Genomic DNA, 20580 nt, shown 5'->3' with positions numbered 1-20580 from the left:
CTTGCAGCCAAAGGCCGGTGGTGGGCCGGCAGCGTGGGCGGCGGTGAGGAAGCCATCTACTTTGTCTCCTTCTTCATGGCGGAAGTACAGTTCGATGAGCCCTAGAAGACCCCCGAGGACGGCCTCTCGTGCGGCGGATGTATTCAACAGCCGCATGGCTGCGGGTTGGTTTCCTTCGCGGATGGCTTCAAACAGCGCAATGGTCTCAAGCCAGCTTCCTTGGTCCGGTCGCGGAAAAGGTTTAGAAATCCCAGTCATCATCACTCGTTTCTTCAGCAGTACCAATGACATAGGAGGAACCAGATCCGGAGAAGAAGTCATGGTTCTCATCTGCTCCGGGGGCTAGGGCCGCGAGGATTTCTGGGTTCACTTCCGTTTCTTCGGGCGGGAAATAGTCCGGGTAGCCCAAATTCATGAGTGCCTTATTGGCGTTATAGCGAACGAACACGGCTACATCATCCATGAGTCCCAAAGGCTCATATAGCTCGCCGGAATAGTCCAGCTCTAGTGCATAAAGCTCTTCGAGCAAAGAAATGGTGAAATCATGCATTTCCTTCTGCCGTAGCGGGGTCGTGGATTCCAAACCGCGCTGATACTTGTAGCCCGAGTAGTAGCCGTGCACTGCCTTGTCACGCAGAATGAGGCGAATCATGTCTGCCGTATTTGTCAGGGTGGCGTGGACAGAAAAGTGCAAGGGAAGATAGAAACCCGCGTAGAGAAGCAGCGAGGAAAGCAGCGTCGATGACACCTTGCGTTTGAGTGGATCCGGCCCAAAATAGTGCGCGAGCACTTTCTTGGCGCGTGCCTGGAGAAGGTCATTATTCACCGCCCAGCGGTATGCTTCATCAATTTCCTTTGTACTGCTCAGGGTAGAAAACACTGAAGAGTAAGAACGGGCATGGACTGACTGCATGAAGGCGATGTTGGTATACACGGCCTCCTCGTGTTCGGTGCGGGCATCTTGAATCTGACAGATTTCACCCACGGTGGCCTGGACAGTATCCAGGGTGGTGAGTCCCGTGAACACCCGCATGGTGAGGTTGCGTTCCTCGGGTGTCATCCTCTGCCATGCCGGGAGATCATTAGAAAGCGGGACTTTCTCTGGCAACCAAAAGTTAGCGGTGAGACGGTTCCACACTTCAAGATCCTTGTCATCGCTCACCCGGTTCCAATTGATGGCGCGGATGCGGGCTGAAGGATCATGCCGGTAGCTCGGCGGTGTAACTGAAATGCTGGTTAGTTCAGCACTGTTCGATGTTGAAGACATAGCTTCCTTCTTTCTGAGTGAATGGTTGTAGACAAGGGGAGGACCGTGTTCCTACAGAGCACAGGAAACGCAGCCTTCGACCTCGGTTCCCTGGAGTGCAGGTTGGCGTAAACGGATGTAGTACAAGGTCTTGATTCCGGCTTTCCAGGCATAGATTTGTGCCTTGTTGATGTCCCGCGTGGTGGTATCAGCGGTGAAGAACAAAGTCAGGGAAAGCCCTTGGTCCACGTGTTGGGTGGCCATAGCGTAGGTGTCGATGATTTTTTCGTACCCCACGGTGTAGGAGTCATCGAAATACTCCAAGTTGTCGTTGGTCATTTCCGGTGCGGGGTAGTACACGCGCCCCAAGCGGCCTTCCTTGCGTATTTCAATCTTGGAGGCAATCGGGTGTATGGACGCGGTGGAGTCATTGATGTAGGAAATTGATCCAGTGGGTGGAACTGCCTGCAAGTAGGCGTTGTAGATGCCGTCTTGCATCACTTGGTTCTTGAGGCGTAGCCAATCCTCGCGTTGAGGAATCTGCACGCCAGCCTCATGGAATAGCTGTTTTACGTGGTCAGTGGCCGGCACCCAGTCTTGGTCGATGTACTTGTCGAAGTAGGCGCCAGTGGCATAGGTGGATTCTTCAAAGCCAGTGAATCGTTGACCTTTCTCAACCGCGAGTGCATGGGATGCACGGAGCGCATGATAGGTCACGGTCAGGAAATAGATATTTGTAAAGTCCAGTGCTTCGGCGCAGCCATAAGGAATACGCTTGGAAGCCAGGAAACCGTGGAGATTCATTTGACCCAACCCGATGGCATGCATGGATGCATTACCGTGAGCGATGGAAGGAACAGCTTCGATATTTGTTAGGTCTGAGACCTTCGTGAGAGCGCGCACCGCGGTTTCAACAGTTTCCCCAAAGTCCGGTGATTCAAAAGCTTTAGCGATGTTGAGCGACCCTAGATTGCAGGAAATGTCCTGGCCAACGGTGGTGTAGTTACCTGAGGCGCCGTAGGTGGATGGCGTATTGACCTGGAGGATCTCACTACACAGATTGGACATATTGATATGTCCTTTGAGGGGATTAGCGCGGTTGACCGTATCCTCAAAGAGTATGTAGGGGTATCCAGATTCAAACTGAAGCTCAGCCAGCGTGGTGAAAAACTCGCGGGCTTTAATGGTCGTGTGAGAAATTCGCGGATTGGCAACCAACTCGTCGTAGTACTCGGTGATGGACATGTCAGACATGGCTACGCCGTACTCGCGAGCGATGTCATACGGGCTAAAAAGATGCATATCCTTGTTCTCTTTGGCCAGCCGGAAGGTTATATCTGGAATAACAACCCCCAGCGAAAGAGTCTTGATGCGGACTTTCTCATCGGCATTTTCCCGCTTGGTATCCAGGAAGCGAAGAATATCTGGATGGTGCGCATGCAGGTAGACGGCTCCAGCGCCCTGCCGGGCGCCCAATTGGTTGGCATAGCTGAAGCTATCTTCGAGAATTTTCATGACTGGGACTACTCCGGAAGCCTGGTTCTCAATCTTTTTGATCGGGGCTCCGGATTCGCGCAGATTGCTCAGCAACAAGGCCACTCCACCACCGCGCTTTGATAGTTGCAGTGCAGAGTTCACGCTGCGGCCAATGCTCTCCAGATTGTCTTCGATTCGCAGGAGGAAGCAGGAGACCATTTCGCCGCGCTGGGCTTTGCCTGCGTTGAGAAAAGTAGGGGTGGCGGGCTGGAAGCGTCCGGTCATGATGTCATCCACCAGCTTTTCTGCGAGCTCTTCGTCGCCCTGTGCAAGGTATAAAGCTGTGGTGGCGACACGTTCTTCGTAGCCTTCTAGGAATCGGGAGCCATCAAAGGTTTTCAGTGCATATGAAGTAAAGAACTTAAATGCGCCGAGGAAGGTGCGGAACTGGTGCTTAGCTTGATGTGCTCTGTCGTACATGGCGCACAGAAAGGCGTCATCATAAAGCTCAAGGAAATCCCGCTCGTAGTACTCGTTATCAACCAACCATTCCAAGCGTTGCTTGGTGGAATCGAACTGATGCATGCGGGGAGCGACATGGTGCGTGACATAGTCTTGTGCTGCCTGAATGTCCTTGTCAAACTGGATTTTTCCAGAAGCGTCGAACAAGTTCAGCTGCGCGTTGAGTGCGTGGTAGCTTTTGCGCTTGCCGACACCGCCGGCATTGTCTGCTGAAGCAGTGCGGGGCGTAGCGCCAATAGTCTGTGTGGGGGTGGCATCAAGAGGCCACATTGTGTTGTCCAATCTGTGTGATGCGGATGTGTTCTTCATCTTGTGGGGGATTAATGGGGTGTCATCGTTAGCTGCTTTTGCTGCTCCCAAAACTTTTGAAGGCCCTGCTTTACGGCGGCGATGTCCTTCTGGGTGCCGAGAAGCTCGAAGTGATACAGCTCCGGTACGTGGCACTTGGCGGAAATGATGCGTCCGGCGACGCAGTAAGCACTTCCGAAGTTGGTATTCCCTGAGGTAATAACGCCCCGGATAAAGGAGCGGTTGATTGGGTCATTGAGGAAGTCGATGACCTGTTTGGGGACTGCGCGTTTGAGCGAGCCTCCGCCGTAGGTGGGAACGATGAGTACGTACGGGTGTGAAACCTGGATCATCCCGGTTTTCTTGGGGCGCAGTGGAATGCGCACCGCGGGTCTATCTAAGCGTTCGACGAATCTTTTTGTGTTTTCTGAAACGCTAGAAAAATACACCAAATCTGGTGAGTCTGACATAGCAATCCTGCTCATCCTGGCCTTAGCCATAAGTGGGATAGGTGATATTCGAAAAGACTAACTACGCAATGGCGTAGTTGCAACTACGGCCCAACGTAGTTTTGAAAAGGGCAGGTGAGAGTAGGATTAATGCAAAGGGGAAGGTCTAACGGCTGTGGTGTGCTACAAACACTGCGTCGGTAGCTGGGCGTCCAAGCACTACCCACTGAGTGCTGCCGGCCACCTGTATTTCGAGAGAATCTGAAAAGGGCGCTCCCTCGCGCGTGCTAAGAACAGCCCCTGTGACAATGCCGCGCTCTTCAAGGAACTTCAGCAGTTGTGGGTCGGAATCAGAAATGCGTTCCACGGTCACTTGCGGTTGCGCACCGCTGTCGGTGAGACGGTGCGCACTGGGGATTGTGATCTGTCCATCAACCGTAGGGATAGGATCGCCGTGCGGATCCCTAGTGGGGTAATTAAGGAACTTATCTACACGTTCTATGAGCATGTCGGACACCGCGTGTTCGAGATTTTCGGCTTCATTATGGACTTCGTCCCACGTGTAGTCCAATGCTTGAACCAAAAAAGACTCAAGCAATCGGTGGCGGCGCACCATGACCAATGCGTACTGCCTGCCAAGTTCGGTTAACTCCACAGAGCCATAGGGCGTGTGTGACACGAGCCCTTGCTTCGACATTTTGCGCACTGCATCGGAAACCGAGGAGAGCTTGAGTCCCAACTGTTTCGCTATAAGTGTGGCGGTAACGGGCTCGGACGACCATTCCTTTAGCCCCCAGATTGCTTTCAAATAGTTCTGGGTACTGGTGGATAGCTCGGAAACAGACATGAGCAAATGTTAACCCAGCTTCCGTATGCGCCTTTGGTGCTGCGCCCCAACGCTCATAGCGAACAGAGGCCAAGTTTGAGAGGAATGCCGGTAAGGTGGGGCCAGTTAAAGCATTCTTCACTTGAAGGAGAACCATTCATGTCTGAGAAGATTTCAATGAACTCGTCGTCTACGGGTATGAATCTGAGCGATAGCGTGTATGAGCGCCTGCTGCGCGAGCGCATTATCTTCCTGGGAACCCAGGTGGATGATGAGATTGCCAACAAACTGTGCGCCCAGATCCTCCTGCTGTCTGCAGAGGACCCCACGCGCGATATTTCGCTTTATATCAACTCGCCGGGTGGCTCCGTTACCGCGGGCATGGCAATCTACGACACGATGAAGTACTCGCCGTGCGATGTGGCTACCTATGGCATGGGCCTGGCTGCTTCGATGGGCCAGTTCCTCCTGTCTGGTGGCACCAAGGGCAAGCGCTACGCGCTGCCGCACGCCCGCATCATGATGCACCAGCCTTCCGCTGGTGTGGGTGGTACCGCTGCAGATATCGCCATCCAGGCTGAGCAGTTCGCGCAGACCAAGCGTGAGATGGCTGAGCTGATTGCTGAGCACACTGGCCAGACCTTCGAGCAAATCACCAAGGATTCGGACCGCGACCGCTGGTTCACCGCCCAGCAGGCCAAGGAATACGGCATCGTCGACCACGTCATTGAGTCCGTTAACGGTCCTATCACCAACTAGGGAACAAGGAGCTTTATCACCATGTCTAATCTTCAGATGCCTTCTTCCCGCTACGTTCTGCCGGAGTTCATTGAGCAGAACGCACAGGGATCCAAGACCACCAACCCGTATTCCAAGCTCTTCGAGGAGCGCATCATCTTCCTGGGCACCCAGGTCGATGACACCTCCGCCAACGACATCATGGCGCAGCTGCTGGTCCTGGAGTCCCAGGATCCGGACCGCGATATCACGATGTACATCAACTCCCCGGGCGGCTCCTTTACCGCGCTGATGGCCATCTACGACACCATGCGTTATGTACGTCCTGACGTGCAGACCGTCTGCCTGGGCCAGGCTGCTTCCGCTGCGGCTGTTCTGCTGGCCGCCGGTGCCCCGGGCAAGCGCGCCGCTCTGCCGAACTCTCGTGTGCTGATTCACCAGCCGCGCACGCAGGGCACGCAGGGCCAGGTCTCGGACCTCGAGATCGAGGCCAACGAGATCGAGCGCATGCGCCGCCTCATGGAGCAAACCTTGGCCGAGCACACCGGCCGCACCGCCGAGCAGGTGCGCATCGATACCGACCGCGACAAGATCCTCACCGCGCAGGAAGCAGTCGAGTACGGCCTCATCGATACCGTCTTTGATTACCGCAAGCTCAACGCCTAAGTGAGCAAGCTTAAAGCCCCGCTATCCGAAAGGAAGCGGGGCTTTAGTCGCGCTTAGGCCTCGTAGGGCGGCAGGATGGCCTCCGGGGACTCGGGAAGGATCTGGCCGCCGTCAATGATGAGGGTCTGTCCCGTGATGTAGCCTGCCTCGCGGGAAGCGAGGAAGGCCGCGGCGTTGCCGATATCGCGCGGGGAACCTAAGCGGTGCATGGGGACGGAGCGCGCCATCTGGTCGAGGTACTTCTGGCCCTGGCCCTCCAAACCCTCGGTGAGGATGTTGCCCGGTAGAACTCCATTGATGGTGATGTCATCGCGCGCCACTTCCAGGGCGGCGGAGCGCATGAAGCCCTGCTGCGCGGCCTTCGAAGCGCCGTAGTGCGCCCAGCCTGGGTAACCGGTGTGCGAGCCGGTGATAGACGTCGTGATGACGATGCGCCCGTAGCCCGCCTTCTTCATGTAAGGCAGCGCTTCCTGCACCACGGTGAACGTACCGTGCGTGTTGATGGCGAACATGGCGTCCCACTGCTCGTCGCTCATGTCCTCGAGCGGGCAGTTGGGGAAGACACCGGCGTTGGAACAGACAATGTCGATGCGGCCATAGCGCTTGACGACGTCCCCATAAAGGGTGCGGACGGAGTCGCGCGAGGTGACGTCGACAAGCAGGGCGTCCGCGCCGAGTTCTTCGGCGGTTTTGTGTGCGGCCTCCTCGTTGAGATCAGCGATGACGACGGTCGCGCCGGCCTCGCGCAGGGCGCTGACGATACCGCGGCCGATGCCGGCGGCACCTCCTGTGACGATGGCAACCTGGTCCTGAAGATCGAACATGTGAAGCTCCTTTGCGGTTGAGGGTGGCTCTGAGCCCCAGCCTAGGCCGCTACCGGTTGTGGCGTGCTGTGCTTCGTGGCCGCCGTGTAGGCACGCACGCCGATGAGGGAGAGCGCGGCCAGCACCACGGTAACACCAGCGAGGGTGTAGAGGCCCGTCGGGGTCCAGCCTGTTTCGAGGAGGTAGCCGGCCAGGATGGGCGCGAGGGTGGCGCCGACGCGGGCGATGCCGATGGCGGCGCCCGTTCCCGTGGTGCGCAGTGCGGAAGGGTAGGCCTCCGGGGTGACGGTATAGAGGCCGGAGATACAGGCGTTGAGGCTAAGGCCTACGCCGACACCGAGGGCGAACATGAGGGTGGGCACGGCGGTGGAGTTGATGAAGCCGACGAGGACGACGGAGGAGACAAGACAGAAGGCGATGAGCAGCGGGCGGGCGTCGATGCGCGTGGTGAATAGGCCGAAGAGGATGGCGCCGATAGCCCCGCCGAAGGAGAGCATGATGCCGCCGATGATGCCTTGTTGAGCAGTCAGGCCCTCGGCGGTAAGCAGCTTCGGGGTCCACTGTGAGGTGAAGTTGTAGGCAAACATGATGAAGCTGAATGCCAGCCAGAGCTTGATGGAGGTGCGCAGGAACTGTGGGGAGATGAGGTCCTTGTAGGACGCCGTGTGGGTGCTGCGGGGGCGGACGCTGACCTCGCCCTTGAGGCCGAGTTTGGCGGTGATGGTGCGCACGGCGCCCATGCGGCCGCGTGCGGCGAGGAAGTCGGCGGATTCGGGGACGACAGCAACCGTGAGAGCGAGGGCCACGACGGTGAGCGTTGCGCCGACCCAGAAGATGGGTTGCCAGCTATCGAAGGTTGATGCGATAACACCGCAGAAGGAGGCGCCAAGGCCGTAGCCGGAGGCATAGATGGCGACGGCCAGTCCGCGGAATCGCAGGTTGGAATACTCGCTGACGAGGACGGTGACGCAGACGAGGACGCCGCCGACGCCAATGCCGGTGATGAGGCGGAAGATGAGGAGAAGGCTAAACGTTGGCGCGAGGGCGGTGAGAACGAGGCCGACGAGGTCGATGATGAGTGAGACGGTAATCAGCGTGGTGCGCCCGAGGCGGTCAGCTAACGGGGCGAGGAAGAAGGAGCCGAGGCCGATACCGATAAGCGCGGCGGAGAGGAGCCAGCCCAGGGAGGAATCGGACAAGGCGAACTCTTCGCTGACAGGTCCGGCGCCGAAGGCCATGGCCACCATGTCGTAGCCGTCGAGAGCGTTGAGGAAAAGGGCGATGGCGATGATGAGCCACTGGCGCGCGCCCATGGGGGAGCGGTCGATGAGTTCGCGGATATCCATGAAAGTCTTTCTGCTGATGGAGAGGTTTCGATGTAAGTTAGTGAACCGCTCTGTCTATGTCCATTAACAGCCGTTTTAAATTCAATGGCACGCCGCCGCGCGAGGAATAGCGCTCGGGTCTGGGTGGTTTACTAGAGTGGAATGGACTGCGGTAAAATCGCTCCACCCAACCCCAGAGAAAAGAGTTGAAAGGCCTTCATGGCACGTATGCAAGAAAGCGCTGACCTGCTCAAGTGTTCCTTCTGTGGAAAGAGCCAGAAGCAGGTGAAGAAGCTTATCGCCGGCGGCGGCGTCTACATCTGTGACGAGTGCATCGAGCTCTGCAACGAAATCATCGAGGAGGAGCTCGGCGCGGCTCAGGCTGAGGCGGACGAAGAGAAGGAAATGCGTCTTCCGCGTCCTTCGGAGATTTCGGCTTTTCTGGATAAGTATGTCATCGGCCAAGACCAGGCCAAGCGTGTGTTGTCGGTGGCTGTGTACAACCACTACAAGCGCATCAAGGCTGAGGAAGCCGCCGGCCTGGAGGGCCGTCGGAAGAAGACTCAGGATGAAGAGGTGGAGATTGCCAAATCCAACATCCTGATGCTGGGGCCGACGGGCTCCGGCAAGACCTACCTGGCGCAGACCCTGGCGCGTTTGCTCGACGTCCCCTTTGCCATCGCGGATGCCACGAGCCTGACCGAGGCCGGTTACGTGGGCGAGGATGTTGAGAACATCCTGCTCAAGCTGCTGCAGGCTGCGGACTTTGATGTGGAGCGCGCGCAGCACGGCATCATCTACGTCGATGAGGTGGACAAGATCTCCCGCAAGTCGGAGAACCCCTCGATTACCCGCGATGTGTCCGGTGAGGGCGTGCAGCAGGCGCTGTTGAAGATCCTCGAGGGAACCGTGGCGGCCATTCCGCCGCAGGGTGGACGTAAGCACCCGAACCAGGAGTTCATCCAGCTGGATACCACGAATATCCTCTTCATCGTGGCCGGTGCTTTCGCGGGCTTGGACAAGGTGATTTCGGAGCGCGTGGGCAAGAAGGGCGTGGGATTCGGCGCCAAGCTGGAGAGCAAGGACGAGAAGGAGTCCGTCGACTTCTTCTCCCAGGTGCGCCCAGAGGACCTGGTGAAGTTCGGCCTCATCCCGGAATTCATCGGCCGCCTTCCGGTGGTTGCCACGGTGGACAACCTGGACCGCGAATCGCTGGTTAAGGTATTGGTGGAACCGAAGAACTCCCTGGTCAAGCAGTACCAGCGCCTGTTCAGTATGGATGGTGCGGAGCTGCACTTCGAGGATGCGGCGCTGGAGGCAATTGCCGAGCTAGCACTCGAGCGCAAGACCGGTGCCCGCGGCCTACGCGCCATCATGGAGGAGCTGCTCGTTCCCATCATGTATGACCTTCCGGACCGCGAGGACATTGCCAGCGTCCACATCACGCAGGACTGCGTGACTGACGGCGGCGAGCCGGAGTTCGTGTACTCGGATGAGGCGAAGGAATCCGCCTAAACGGCATCTTATAAAAGGCATCTTCACGGCTGAAGATGCCTCTTGCGCTGTCTAAAAGGCGTTTTCAGGCCTAAAAACGCCGTCTGTCAGATGCCATCTTCGTGCTGGGGGCAAAGGAACCAGATGAGTGGGACCATTTAGCTATGGCGCGAGATCGTGACCTGGGATTATGCACGGGCCGGCGGGTAAATGGTTCCTTTACTGTGGTTTTATTGCTCGCCCGGTGCTGGGAAGAGGGTTCTACTCGTAGAGGTCCCGGGACACGTCGCCTTCGTCCTCGGTGGAGTAGACGTCCAAGGGCGCGGATTCGGCTTCCAGCTCGGTCTCGTTCTGCTTGAGGTAGGACTCAAAGCCAATGTCGGGGATGTTCGCCGTGAGGAAGGCCAGCACGGCATCGACGGCCATGCGGTGCAGACCCTCGGTGTTGTTGTGGGTGTGCATATCGATGTCGAGCAGATTGCTCATCATCGCGTGATTTGTCACCCGGTACATCGTCAGCGCCGAAATCAGAGTGAAGATATCGTTCGCAGAAATGCCCGGGCGGAAGGCGCCGGAATCTTGGCCCAGCATAAGCAGCCTGTCGAGGTGGAGGGAGATCGCTGAAACGTCGACAAGCGCGTGCGAGGACTCCAGCACACTGTGAGAGGACTCCATCGTCAGCATCCGGATGGCCTCCGGGTTGTCCACGTGCTGGCGGAACATCCAGTCCACCAAAGTGCGCACGCCCTCTACCGGGACCGCGGAATTGATTTCCAAGCTGCCCTCCGGAGGGTTGAGCCGCTGGGCAGCTGCAGCCAATGCCTGCTGGTAGAGGCCCTTTTTATCCCCGAAGTAGTAATGGATCATGCGCTTGGACATTCCAGACAGCTTCGACACGGTTTCGAGCTTGGTATCGGCATAACCGTGCTCAGAAAACTGCGCTATCGCAACATCGATCACGTGCTCAACAGAGCCGGAGTCGACCGTTGCAGTCTCAGTGCTCATGGAAAGTCCCGTCTAGTCGATGAATATGCGTACAGTTGTCCACTATGCCGAAAAAAGACGGCCATGGAGTTCAAGTGCAAAGAACTCGCATCTTTCGGGGGTAAAATCACACCCCATGGGGGCGAAAAACGGGACTAGGGTGGGGAAGTGAGTACCCAGCCGAAAGGATTCACACATGACTGCTTCTCAACCCGTCAAGATCACCGTGACCGGCGCCGCCGGCAACATCGCGTACTCCCTGCTGTGGCGCATCGCTGCCGGCGATGTCTATGGCAAGGACACTCCAGTTGAACTCGCATTGCTGGAAATCCCGGACGCCGTTGGTGCCGCTGAGGGCGTGGCCATGGAACTTAATGACTCCGCCTTCCCGCTCCTTCGCGGCATTACCGTCACCGATGATCCGGAGGTGGCCTTCAAGGACACCAAGGCCGCTTTCCTCGTGGGCTCCCGCCCGCGCACCAAGGGTATGGAGCGCGCTGACCTGTTGGAGGCTAACGGCGCTATCTTCACTGTGCAGGGCAAGGCGCTGAACGCCGTCGCCGCACGCGACGTTCGCGTCCTCGTCGTGGGCAACCCGGCCAACACCAACGCCTATATCGCCGCGAACAGCGCTCCGGACCTGGACCCGAGCCAGTTCAGCGCGCTCATGCGTCTGGACCACAACCGCACGCTGAGCCAGGTGTCCCTCAAGACGGGCGTGCCCACCGCGGAGCTGACCAAGGTTGCCGTTTGGGGCAACCACTCCGCCTCCCAGTTCCCGGACCTGACCTACTCCAACGCCGAGGTAGATGAGACCTGGTACAAGGAGGAGATGATTCCGAAGGTGGCCAAGCGCGGCGCCGAGATCATCGCCGTGCGTGGCCGCTCCTCGGCAGCCTCCGCAGCATCCGCCGCGGTGGATCACATGCACGATTGGATCCATGGCACCGAGGATTGGCGCACCGCCGCCATCGTTTCGGATGGTTCCTATGGCGTGGACGAGGGGCTCGTCGCAGGTTTCCCCACCGTCTCCCGCGACGGAAAGTGGGAAATCGTCCAAGGCCTGGAGCTTAGTGACTTCCAGAAGGAGCGCATCGAGGCCTCCGTGCAGGAGCTGCGTGAGGAGCGCGAGGCCGTAGCCCACCTGCTGAAGGGCTAAGCCTCCAGCACCAAGTTATCGATGAGTCGCACCGGCCCCACCTGCGCTGCAACCAGCGCCAAGGCGGGCCGGTGTTGTGTATCTACGGGCTCGAGCGTGGCTGGGTCCACCACGGTGAGGTAATCCACCGTCACGCCGGGGGAGGTGGCGAGCTGGGCCTCGGCTTCTTTGAGCGAGGCGCCATCCTGCAGCGCGAAGAGCGCCTGGGATAGGGCGACCGCCTGCTCACGCTCGGCGGCACTGAGGCGTGCATTGCGGCTGGACTCGGCCACGCCGTCCGTTGCGCGCACGATGGGCACGCTGATGATGTCCAGCGGCACATCGAGGTCCGCCACCAGGCGACGGATGATGGCTACTTGCTGCGCATCCTTTTGCCCAAAATAAGCGCGGTCCGGTGCGACAAGGTGAAACAGCTTGCTCACCACGGTGGCTACGCCGTCGAAGTGGCCGGGGCGTGAAGCGCCTTCCAAGACCGAGCCCATCTCACCCGTGCGCACCCACACCCGCGGGGTACCGCCCGGGTACATTTCCTCCACGCTGGGGGCGAAGACCGCATCGACTCCCAACGAGTCCAGCAGCGCGGCATCCGCGTCGAGGGTGCGCGGGTAGGCGCGGTAGTCTTCGCAATCGCCCAGGTCCGTGAACTGGAGGGGGTTGACAAAGACCGAGCACACCACGGTGTCGTTGTCTTCGCGGGCGCGGCGAATGAGGGAAGCGTGGCCGTCGTGAAGCGCGCCCATCGTGGGTACCAAGCCCACGGAGCCGGACGTTGCCGCGCGGAAGGCACGGAGTTCGGATTTAGTTGTGAGGATCTGCATGGCTTAAGACCTTAGTCCTCGAAAGACTCCTCGGCGTTGGGGAAGGAACGTTCACCCACATCTGCGACATAGTCCTTCGCTCCTTCCAGCAGCGCGCCGCGCAGATTCGCGTAGCGGCGCACAAAACGCGGCGCCTTGGGACCGCCCAGGCCGAAGGCATCGGTCCACACCAGAATCTGACCGTCGGTCTGCGTGCCAGCGCCGATGCCGATGGTGGGGATGGGCAGCTCCTTGGTCACCTGCTCAGCAAGGGCTGCGGGGACCATCTCCAGCACCACGGCGAAGGCGCCGGCCTCGGCGAGGGCGCGGGCGTCGTCGTGAAGCTTCTCCGCACCGGCACCCCGGCCTTGGACCACGAAGCCGCCCAAGGCGTGGACCTGCTGGGGTGTAAAGCCAATGTGGGCGCAGACGGGGATGCCGGCGGCGACAAGCGCGGCAACAATGGGAGCGCGCTCCGCACCACCTTCCAGCTTCACGGCCTGCGCGCCGGTTTCCTTCATGACGCGCACCGCGGTCTCGAGCGCCTGGGAGGGGCCGTCCTCATAGGAGCCAAAGGGAAGGTCCACCACCACGAAGGCACGGGAGGTCGATGCAACCACCGCGCGGGCAAGGGGGATCATCTCATCCAAGGTGAGCGAGAGCGTGGTTTCGCGGCCCAGGACCACATTGGCCAGGGAATCGCCGACGAGCAGGAGATCTACCCCGGCTTCATCGAAGATTTCGGCGGTCATGCAGTCATAGCTCGTCAGGCACGCGAAGGCCTGAGAGTTTTCTTTAGAGCGGGCGAAATGGCGGGTGCGGAGGCGGGCGCGGTGGCCAGGGTTGTGAGACATGCCCTTACTCTAGACAGGCCGGTGGTGCCAGTTGACGCACAGGGTAGAGTTGGCCAGGTGACTGATCAGAATAAAGAGCAACTCGTTGGCACCAACCGCGCGGACCAGCTTCCCAAGTCCTGGGAGCCGCAGGCAGTAGAGAAAGACCTCTACGAAGGCTGGGTAAGCGCCGGTTACTTCACCCCGGATGCTTCCTCGGAGGCGGAGCCTTATTCCATCGTGCTGCCGCCGCCGAACGTCACCGGCCAGCTGCACATGGGCCACGCCCTGGACCACACTCTGATCGACTCCATCATTCGCCGCAAGCGCATGCAGGGTTATGCCACCCTGTGGCTGCCGGGCGCTGACCACGCAGGTATTGCCACCCAGACCAAGGTGGAGGCCCGCCTGCGTGAGCAGGAAGGCAAGAAGCGCTGGGACTATGAGCGCGAGGAATTCATCAACAAGGTCTGGGAGTGGAAGGAAGAATTCGGCGGCACCATCCAGAACCAGATGCGCGCCATCGGTGACTCGGTGGACTGGTCCCGCGAGCGCTTCACCCTGGATGATGGCCTCTCCCGCGCCGTGCAGACCATCTTCAAGACCCTCTACGACGAGGGCATGATCTACCAGGCCAACCGCCTGGTTAACTGGTCCCCGGTGCTGGAGACCGCGGTGTCCGATATCGAGGTCGTGTACAAGGACGTCGAGGGCGAGCTCGTGTCCATTCGTTATGGCTCGCTGAACGACGACGAACCGCACCTCATCGTCGCCACCACCCGTGTGGAGACGATGCTGGGTGACGTCGCCATCGCCGTCCACCCCGATGACGAGCGTTACGCCCACCTGGTGGGTAAGGAGCTGCCGCACCCCTTCCGCGATGATTTGAGCCTGAAGATCATCGCCGATGATTACGTGGACATGGAATTCGGTACCGGTGCCGTGAAGATCACCCCGGCGCACGATCCGAATGACTACGCCATGGGCCTGCGCCACGACCTGGACATGCCCACCATCATGGACACCACCGGCCACATCGCGAACACCGGCACGAAGTTCGATGGCCTGACCCGCGAAGAAGCCCGCGTGGAGATCCGTGAGGCGCTGCGCGAGCAGGGCCGCATTGTCAAGGAGATTCGCCCCTACGTCCACTCCGTGGGTCACTCGGAGCGCTCCGGCGAGCCCATCGAGCCGCGCCTGAGCCTGCAGTGGTTCGTGGCCGTGGAGAAGATGGCGAAGATGTCCGGTGATGCCGTCCGCGAGGGCGATACCACCATCCACCCGAAGTCCCTGGAGCCGCGCTACTTCGAGTGGGTCGATGACATGCACGATTGGTGCATCTCCCGCCAGCTGTGGTGGGGCCACCGCATCCCGATCTGGTACGGCCCGGAGGGCGAGGACGGCCAGCGCGACATTATCTGCGTCGGCCCCGACGAGGAAGCCCCAGAAGGCTACGTCCAGGACCCGGACGTTCTGGATACCTGGTTCTCCTCTGCGCTGTGGCCTTTCTCCACGATGGGCTGGCCGGAAAAGACCGCCGATCTGGAGAAGTTCTTCCCCACGAACGTGTTGGTCACCGCCTATGACATCCTCTTCTTCTGGGTCGCCCGCATGATGATGTTCGGCACCTTCGCCGGCGCCCACACCCCGGAGCTGCTCGGTGAGGGCAAGGACGGCCGCCCGCAGGTTCCGTTCACGGATATCTACCTGCACGGCCTGGTGCGCGATGAGCAGGGCCGCAAGATGTCGAAGTCCTTGGGCAACGGCATCGACCCGATGGATTGGGTGCGCGACTATGGCGCGGACGCACTGCGCTTCACCCTGGCCCGCGGCGCGAACCCGGGCGTGGACCTGCCGCTGGCTGTCGATGCCGCCGCTGCCGGCCGCAACTTTGCGACCAAGCTCTTCAACGCCACCAAGTTCGCGCTCATGAACGGCGCGGGCGTGGCTGAGCTGCCGGCACGCGACGCGCTGACCGACGCCGACCGCTGGATCCTCGACCGCTCCGAAGAGGTCCGCGCCAAGGTGGACGCCTACCTGGATGATTACCAGTTTGCCAAGGCTAACGAGCTGCTCTACCACTTCGTGTGGGATGAGCTGTGTGACTGGTACCTGGAGATTGCCAAGACCCAGATCCCGCGCGACTTCGATGCGGCGAGCGCCGAGGAGCAGGCCACCGGACGCACGACCCAGATCGTCCTGGGCCGCGTGCTCGACCTGGTTCTGCGCCTGCTGCACCCGACCATGCCGTTCGTCACCGAGGTCCTGTGGAAGGCCCTGACCGGCGGGGAGACCATCGTCACCGCGCAGTGGCCGACTCAGGAGCACACCAACGGCGGCGCCGAGAAGGACGAGGTCGCCGCCCGCCGCATTCAGGACGCAGACAAGCTCATCACCGAGCTGCGCCGCTTCCGCTCCGACCAGGGTGTCAAGCCTTCGCAGAAGGTCCCGGGCCGCCTCGATTTCGCCGCGGCCGACCTGCAGGAGCAGGAAGGGCTCATCCGCAACCTGGCCAACACCACCGAGCCGGGTGAGGACTTCACCGCGTCCGCCTCCATCGAGGTGCGCTTGTCCCAGGCCACCGTCGAGGTCACCTTGGACACTTCCGGTGCCGTCGACGTCGCCGCAGAGCGCAAGCGCCTGGAGAAGGATTTGGCCAAGGCCCAAAAGGAGCTGGACCAGACCGGCAAGAAGCTGGGCAACGAGGCCTTCCTGTCCAAGGCGCCGGAGGCAGTCGTGGAGAAGATCCGCGTGCGCCAGCAGGTGGCCCAGGAAGAAGTCGAGCGCATCACCGCACGTCTGGAGGGGCTCAAGTAGTGGCGGAGGAGAAAGACCGCGAGGAATTTGAGGTCGTCGATGCCCTCGCGGAGGGCACCGATGGCGGGCCGGTCGAAATCACCGACTCCGGCCTAACGCTCAACCTCGGCGGTGAGGATGACTACGAGGAGGTAGCGCCCGAGCAGGCCACGCCGGAGGAGCTCGCGGAGCTGGCTCAGGTGACCGCGGAGCTCAACGCGCGTGCCCCGGAGACTATCATTGAGCCCAGCCTCGAGCGCATCGAGATGCTCATGGATCTCTTGGGCAACCCGGAGCGTTCCTTCCACGTCATCCAGGTTGCAGGCACCAACGGCAAGTCCTCGACCGCGCGCATGATCGATTCGCTGCTGCGCGCCTTCCACCGCCGAGTAGGCCTCGTCACCAGCCCGCACCTGCAGTTGGTGACCGAGCGCATCGGCATCGACAGCCACCCCATCCACCCGCGCGACTTCGTGCGCATTTGGCGCGAAATCAAGCCCTATGTGGAAATGGTGGATTCCCGCTCCGACATCCCCATGTCCACCTTCGAGGTGCTCGTGGGTATTTCCTACGCGGCCTTCGCCGATGCGCCTATCGACGTCGCCGTGGTTGAGGTCGGCCTCGGCGGCACGTGGGATGCCACGAACGTGGTCAACGCGGAGGTAGCCGTGGTCATGCCGGTGGGTCTCGACCACACGGATTACCTCGGTGACACCATCACCGAGATCGCCGGTGAAAAGGCCGGCATCATCAAAGCCCGCGAGCACGACGCCGATGATGTGCTCACGCCGGGGGAGAACATCGCCATCATCGCCGAGCAGGAGCCGGAGGCCATGCGCGTGCTGCTGCAGCGCACCGTCGACGTCGGCGCCGGCGTAGCGCGCGCGGGCTCCGAGTTCGCCGCGCTGGAATCCCGCATTGCCGTCGGCGGCCAGCAGCTCACCATCCAAGGTCTCGGCGGCCTCTATGAGGACATCTTCCTGCCGCTGCACGGCGAGCACCAAGCCAAGAACGCGGCCGTCGCTTTGGCGGCGGTGGAGGCTTTCTTCGGGGCGTCGTCAGGCAATCAGCTCGACATCGCCTCCGTGCGCACCGGCTTTGCCAAGGCCATTTCCCCCGGACGCCTGGAGCGCGTGCGCACCAGCCCCACGACCTTCTTGGACGCCTGCCACAACCCGCACGGCGCTAAGGCCCTAGCCGCAGCGCTCGACCGCGACTTCGACTTCGCCCGCCTCATCGGCGTGGTGTCCATCTTCGCCGACAAGGACGCCGCCGGCATCCTCACGGCCCTGGAATCCGTTCTCACGGAAGTCGTCATCACGCAGAACACCTCGCCGCGCGCCCGCGATGCCTACGAGCTAGCGGAGCTCGCCCGCGACATCTTCGGTGAGGAGCGCGTGTATGTCGAACCCGAGCTGCCCAGCGCCTATACCCAAGCCGTGGAATTGGCGGAGGAGGCCGATGTGCAGTCCGGTTCCGGCATCGTGATTACTGGCTCGGTGGTCACGGCAGGTGACGCCCGCGCACTCTTTGGAAAGGAGCCCGCATGAGCCCCCGCAAACCCGTCCCCGAGGAGGAGATCGGCCCGCTCGGACTAGGCCAAGCGCCGGCCAAGGATCCCCTCAAGCAATTCGGTGGCATGGTGGTGGCCAGTTCCCTCACGCTGGAACTCATCACCTTGGTTTTGGCGCTGCCGATGCTGTACAAGCTGTATGACGGCACCCTGTGGACCCCGTTCAACTATGGCGTGGTCATCGGATTTATGGTGCTGTTGTTAGCGTCCTTCCCGTTCATGAACAAGTCCTGGGTCGTCGGGGTATTGATCGTGTTCCACGTCATCGGCATTGTTCTTGGTTTCATGGTCCACTGGTCCGTGGCCACGATCTTCATCATCTTCGCCCTTCTCTGGGCTCTGGCGGCGTATATGCGCTCGGTGCTCGTTGCCCGCATGGACCGCGGCTACCTCACTACGCAGCACCTGACTGAGAAGTAGACCGCCGCGGTGTATATCCGGCCGGAGCTGCGCGCGGGCGCAGCATTCATGTCTTTGTGGGATCCGACCAACCCGCTGATCCGCCGCGCCGGGCGTGTAGTTCCAGCGCTGTGGCCCGCCCCCTATATCCAGGGCGTGCGCACGCGGCGGGTGAGAAACGCCGAAATCCGCGCGACCATCTATAGCCCGGAGAACCCACGCGGCGCCGTGTTGTGGATCCACGGCGGAGGGCTGCTCATGGGCCATCCGCGCCAGGACGTCAAACACCTCAAAGAGACCGCCGCGGAAGTCGGCGTCACCGTCATCGCGCCGCGCTATCGCTATGCCCCGGAAAACCCCTATCCGGCCGCGCTTGACGACGTCCACTCGGCCCACCACTGGCTCCTCACGCACGCGGAGGAGCTGGGAATTAGTCCGGATCGGATTGTCATCGGCGGCCAAAGCGCCGGGGGAGGGCTCGCCGCCGCCTTGTGCCAGCGCCTCTATGATGAAGGCGGAATCCAGCCGGCGGGGCAGTGGCTATTTTGTCCGATGCTGGATGACCGCGCAGCGTCCACCGACCGCAACCCCATCTGGGATGCGGATTCCAACGCGCAGGCCTGGCGCTACTACACCAACGGCAAGCCGGACGCGCCCTATGCCGTGCCCGGCCGCCGCGCGGAACTGTCTGGCCTACCGCCGGCGTGGCTGTATGCGGGCAGCAGCGAGCTCTTCTACGGCGAGATTGTGGATTACGCCGAGCGCCTGAAGTCCGCAGGCGTGCCCACGCAGTGCGAGGTTGTGGATGGCGGCGTCCACGCCTTCGAGTTGTGGGCTCCCCATACCGCGGAGGCGAAGCGCCTGCTCATGAACTCTCGCGTCTGGCTGCAGTCGACGCTGAACGCGCTAGACTAGCCGGCATGCTCTTTCTTCTCTACGGCCTGTCCGCCCTGCTGTGCATCGCTGCTCTCGTGGCCAAGCTGTATTTTGGCGGTTTTGCGCTGCCACTGGCGCTGTTGATTCCGGCCTTCGTCTTCCTCGTCGTCGGCGTGCTCAAACAGCAGCGCGACGAGCGCCCGGTGGAGTTTGCGGATTTGGAAGAATGGCACCGCGAGGAGCTGAAAGGCCTGCTGGAGAGCGGCCAATACGGCACGGCCGTGCGTCAAGTACAGATGTGGTTTCGTGGCACGAGCCATGAGCGCGCGGAGGAAATCGTGCGCCGCCTCACGTAGCGCTTAATAATTGGCCCACTGTCGGGACGCGGGAGCACCTGTTCTGTACTATGTGCCCTATGACTGAACGTACACTCATTCTCATCAAGCCGGACGGCGTGAAGAACGGCCACGTGGGCGAGATCATCTCCCGCATCGAGCGCAAGGGCCTGAAGCTCGTCGCCATGGATCTGCGCGTCGCCGACGAGGAGACCGCAAAGAAGCACTACGCAGAGCACGAGGATAAGCCTTTCTTCGGCGATCTCGTTGACTTCATCACCTCCGCACCGCTGGTTGCGGGCGTTGTCGAAGGTGAATCCGCCATCGCCGCATGGCGTCAGCTCGCCGGTGGCACCCACCCAGTGGAGAAGGCCACCCCGGGCACCATCCGCGGTGACTTCGCTCTGACCGTTGGCGAGAACGTCGTTCACGGTTCCGACTCCCCGGAGTCCGCTGAGCGTGAGATCTCCATCTGGTTCCCGAACCTCTAACTATGATTACTGCGCTGAGCGCGTAACGAAGCCCGAGCAGATGCTCGGGCTTTTTCTATTTCCCGCCCCGCTATTGCACGCTGGCTAACGGGTGCACGCTGGTTCGCGGGTCAATCGAAAGAGAGAAGTGTGCGCAACGCCGTAAAAGCGTCTTTTTCAACGCGATGAGTGACGGTACGGCCTCTTTGCTCTCGGGTGAGGAGGCCAGCTTCCCGCAGACGTGCCAAGTGGTGGGAGACTGTGGGTTGGCTCAGTGCGGTGAGCTCTGTGAGTTTCGTGACGCTCATCGGTCCGCACCCTTCATCACACAGAATGGACAGGAGCCGGAGGCGGGCTGGGTCAGCCAGGACTTTAAATTGCTGGGAAAAGTGCGCCGCCTCGGCGGCGCTCAGAGGGCCCGTGCTGAGGGAACAACACTCAGCCGCGTCAGCGCTGGTCTTGGGAGCGGGGGAGGAAGCCATGTGTTCAGTATATGGGCTATGC

General features: G+C 60.7%; 20 protein-coding genes. 10 read left to right on the top strand and 10 right to left on the bottom strand.

Annotation, left to right across the window (positions count from 1 at the left end):
* Window positions 1–241 precede the first annotated feature (241 nt).
* The 4 genes from nrdF to HMPREF2808_RS09340 form a co-directional block, all read right to left on the bottom strand.
* Complete coding sequence (gene nrdF / locus HMPREF2808_RS09355) at window positions 242–1267, bottom strand: class 1b ribonucleoside-diphosphate reductase subunit beta (RefSeq protein WP_012715216.1); 1026 nt, start codon at window positions 1265–1267, stop codon at window positions 242–244.
* 51 nt (window positions 1268–1318) lie between these two features.
* On the bottom strand, window positions 1319–3514 hold the full coding sequence (gene nrdE, locus HMPREF2808_RS09350) for a class 1b ribonucleoside-diphosphate reductase subunit alpha (protein WP_070597437.1): 2196 nt from the start codon (window positions 3512–3514) through the stop codon (window positions 1319–1321).
* A gap of 50 nt (window positions 3515–3564) precedes the next feature.
* Window positions 3565–4032: a class Ib ribonucleoside-diphosphate reductase assembly flavoprotein NrdI gene (gene nrdI / locus HMPREF2808_RS09345; protein WP_005324049.1), complete on the bottom strand. Its 468-nt coding sequence runs from the start codon at window positions 4030–4032 to the stop codon at window positions 3565–3567.
* 115 nt (window positions 4033–4147) lie between these two features.
* Window positions 4148–4828, bottom strand: coding sequence for a metal-dependent transcriptional regulator (locus tag HMPREF2808_RS09340; protein ID WP_010190918.1), 681 nt, complete (start codon window positions 4826–4828; stop codon window positions 4148–4150).
* A gap of 138 nt (window positions 4829–4966) precedes the next feature.
* Between HMPREF2808_RS09340 and HMPREF2808_RS09335 the strand changes: the two genes are divergently transcribed.
* Together HMPREF2808_RS09335 and HMPREF2808_RS09330 are read left to right on the top strand one after the other, a co-directional pair.
* Complete coding sequence (locus tag HMPREF2808_RS09335; protein ID WP_010190917.1) at window positions 4967–5566, top strand: ATP-dependent Clp protease proteolytic subunit; 600 nt, start codon at window positions 4967–4969, stop codon at window positions 5564–5566.
* A 21-nt stretch (window positions 5567–5587) separates the two neighbouring features.
* On the top strand, window positions 5588–6211 hold the full coding sequence (locus tag HMPREF2808_RS09330) for an ATP-dependent Clp protease proteolytic subunit (protein WP_070530420.1): 624 nt from the start codon (window positions 5588–5590) through the stop codon (window positions 6209–6211).
* Between the two features lie 53 nt (window positions 6212–6264).
* Here the strand turns inward: HMPREF2808_RS09330 and fabG are convergent, their stop codons facing one another.
* Together fabG and HMPREF2808_RS09320 are read right to left on the bottom strand one after the other, a co-directional pair.
* Complete coding sequence (gene fabG / locus HMPREF2808_RS09325; protein ID WP_070624522.1) at window positions 6265–7035, bottom strand: 3-oxoacyl-ACP reductase FabG; 771 nt, start codon at window positions 7033–7035, stop codon at window positions 6265–6267.
* A 41-nt stretch (window positions 7036–7076) separates the two neighbouring features.
* On the bottom strand, window positions 7077–8381 hold the full coding sequence (locus HMPREF2808_RS09320; RefSeq protein ID WP_070624521.1) for an MFS transporter: 1305 nt from the start codon (window positions 8379–8381) through the stop codon (window positions 7077–7079).
* Window positions 8382–8579: 198 nt separating this feature from the next.
* On the opposite strand from HMPREF2808_RS09320, the gene clpX reads away from it, so the two are divergent.
* On the top strand, window positions 8580–9875 hold the full coding sequence (gene clpX, locus HMPREF2808_RS09315) for an ATP-dependent Clp protease ATP-binding subunit ClpX (protein ID WP_070624520.1): 1296 nt from the start codon (window positions 8580–8582) through the stop codon (window positions 9873–9875).
* A 240-nt stretch (window positions 9876–10115) separates the two neighbouring features.
* Here clpX and HMPREF2808_RS09310 read toward each other — a convergent pair whose 3' ends face one another.
* Window positions 10116–10859, bottom strand: a complete 744-nt coding sequence (locus HMPREF2808_RS09310) for a TetR/AcrR family transcriptional regulator (RefSeq protein ID WP_070519465.1) — start codon at window positions 10857–10859, stop codon at window positions 10116–10118.
* A 175-nt stretch (window positions 10860–11034) separates the two neighbouring features.
* On the opposite strand from HMPREF2808_RS09310, the gene HMPREF2808_RS09305 reads away from it, so the two are divergent.
* Window positions 11035–11997: a malate dehydrogenase gene (locus HMPREF2808_RS09305; protein ID WP_070530427.1), complete on the top strand. Its 963-nt coding sequence runs from the start codon at window positions 11035–11037 to the stop codon at window positions 11995–11997.
* Here HMPREF2808_RS09305 and panC read toward each other — a convergent pair.
* Together panC and panB are read right to left on the bottom strand one after the other, a co-directional pair.
* Window positions 11994–12815 (bottom strand): pantoate--beta-alanine ligase, encoded by an 822-nt coding sequence (gene panC, locus HMPREF2808_RS09300; RefSeq protein ID WP_070519469.1) that lies wholly within the window; start codon window positions 12813–12815, stop codon window positions 11994–11996. The two genes, HMPREF2808_RS09305 and panC, sit on opposite strands and share 4 nt — an antisense overlap.
* An 11-nt stretch (window positions 12816–12826) precedes the next feature.
* Window positions 12827–13648, bottom strand: a complete 822-nt coding sequence (panB, locus tag HMPREF2808_RS09295) for a 3-methyl-2-oxobutanoate hydroxymethyltransferase (protein ID WP_070519471.1) — start codon at window positions 13646–13648, stop codon at window positions 12827–12829.
* 57 nt (window positions 13649–13705) lie between these two features.
* On the opposite strand from panB, the gene HMPREF2808_RS09290 reads away from it, so the two are divergent.
* The 6 genes from HMPREF2808_RS09290 to ndk are packed head-to-tail and all read left to right on the top strand — an operon-like array spanning window position 13706 to window position 20097.
* A complete protein-coding gene (locus tag HMPREF2808_RS09290) occupies window positions 13706–16444 on the top strand; it encodes a valine--tRNA ligase (protein ID WP_070624519.1) in 2739 nt (912 codons plus the stop codon).
* Window positions 16444–17973, top strand: coding sequence for a bifunctional tetrahydrofolate synthase/dihydrofolate synthase (locus tag HMPREF2808_RS09285; RefSeq protein WP_070624518.1), 1530 nt, complete (start codon window positions 16444–16446; stop codon window positions 17971–17973). Before HMPREF2808_RS09290 ends, HMPREF2808_RS09285 begins: the two co-directional genes overlap by 1 nt.
* On the top strand, window positions 17970–18416 hold the full coding sequence (locus HMPREF2808_RS09280; RefSeq protein ID WP_070519477.1) for a DUF4233 domain-containing protein: 447 nt from the start codon (window positions 17970–17972) through the stop codon (window positions 18414–18416). The genes HMPREF2808_RS09285 and HMPREF2808_RS09280 overlap by 4 nt, the downstream gene beginning before the upstream one ends.
* A gap of 48 nt (window positions 18417–18464) precedes the next feature.
* A complete protein-coding gene (locus HMPREF2808_RS09275) occupies window positions 18465–19310 on the top strand; it encodes an alpha/beta hydrolase (RefSeq protein WP_070624526.1) in 846 nt (281 codons plus the stop codon).
* A gap of 5 nt (window positions 19311–19315) precedes the next feature.
* Window positions 19316–19627 (top strand): hypothetical protein, encoded by a 312-nt coding sequence (locus HMPREF2808_RS09270; protein ID WP_070519479.1) that lies wholly within the window; start codon window positions 19316–19318, stop codon window positions 19625–19627.
* 59 nt (window positions 19628–19686) lie between these two features.
* Entirely contained in the window at window positions 19687–20097 is a 411-nt protein-coding gene (ndk, locus tag HMPREF2808_RS09265; RefSeq protein ID WP_070519481.1) for a nucleoside-diphosphate kinase, read from the top strand.
* A 110-nt stretch (window positions 20098–20207) separates the two neighbouring features.
* Here the strand turns inward: ndk and HMPREF2808_RS13115 are convergent, their stop codons facing one another.
* The gene (locus HMPREF2808_RS13115) at window positions 20208–20558 is read right to left on the bottom strand and encodes an ArsR/SmtB family transcription factor (RefSeq protein WP_083299213.1); all 351 of its coding nucleotides are present in this window, start codon (window positions 20556–20558) and stop codon (window positions 20208–20210) included.
* Between the last annotated feature and the right edge of the window lie 22 nt (window positions 20559–20580).

Source organism: Corynebacterium sp. HMSC078A10 (assembly GCF_001811565.1).
GTDB classification, from domain to species: Bacteria; Actinomycetota; Actinomycetes; order Mycobacteriales; family Mycobacteriaceae; genus Corynebacterium; species Corynebacterium hesseae.
The sequence above is the reverse complement of the archived record's forward strand: the minus strand, read 5'-3'. Positions and strand labels throughout refer to the sequence as shown.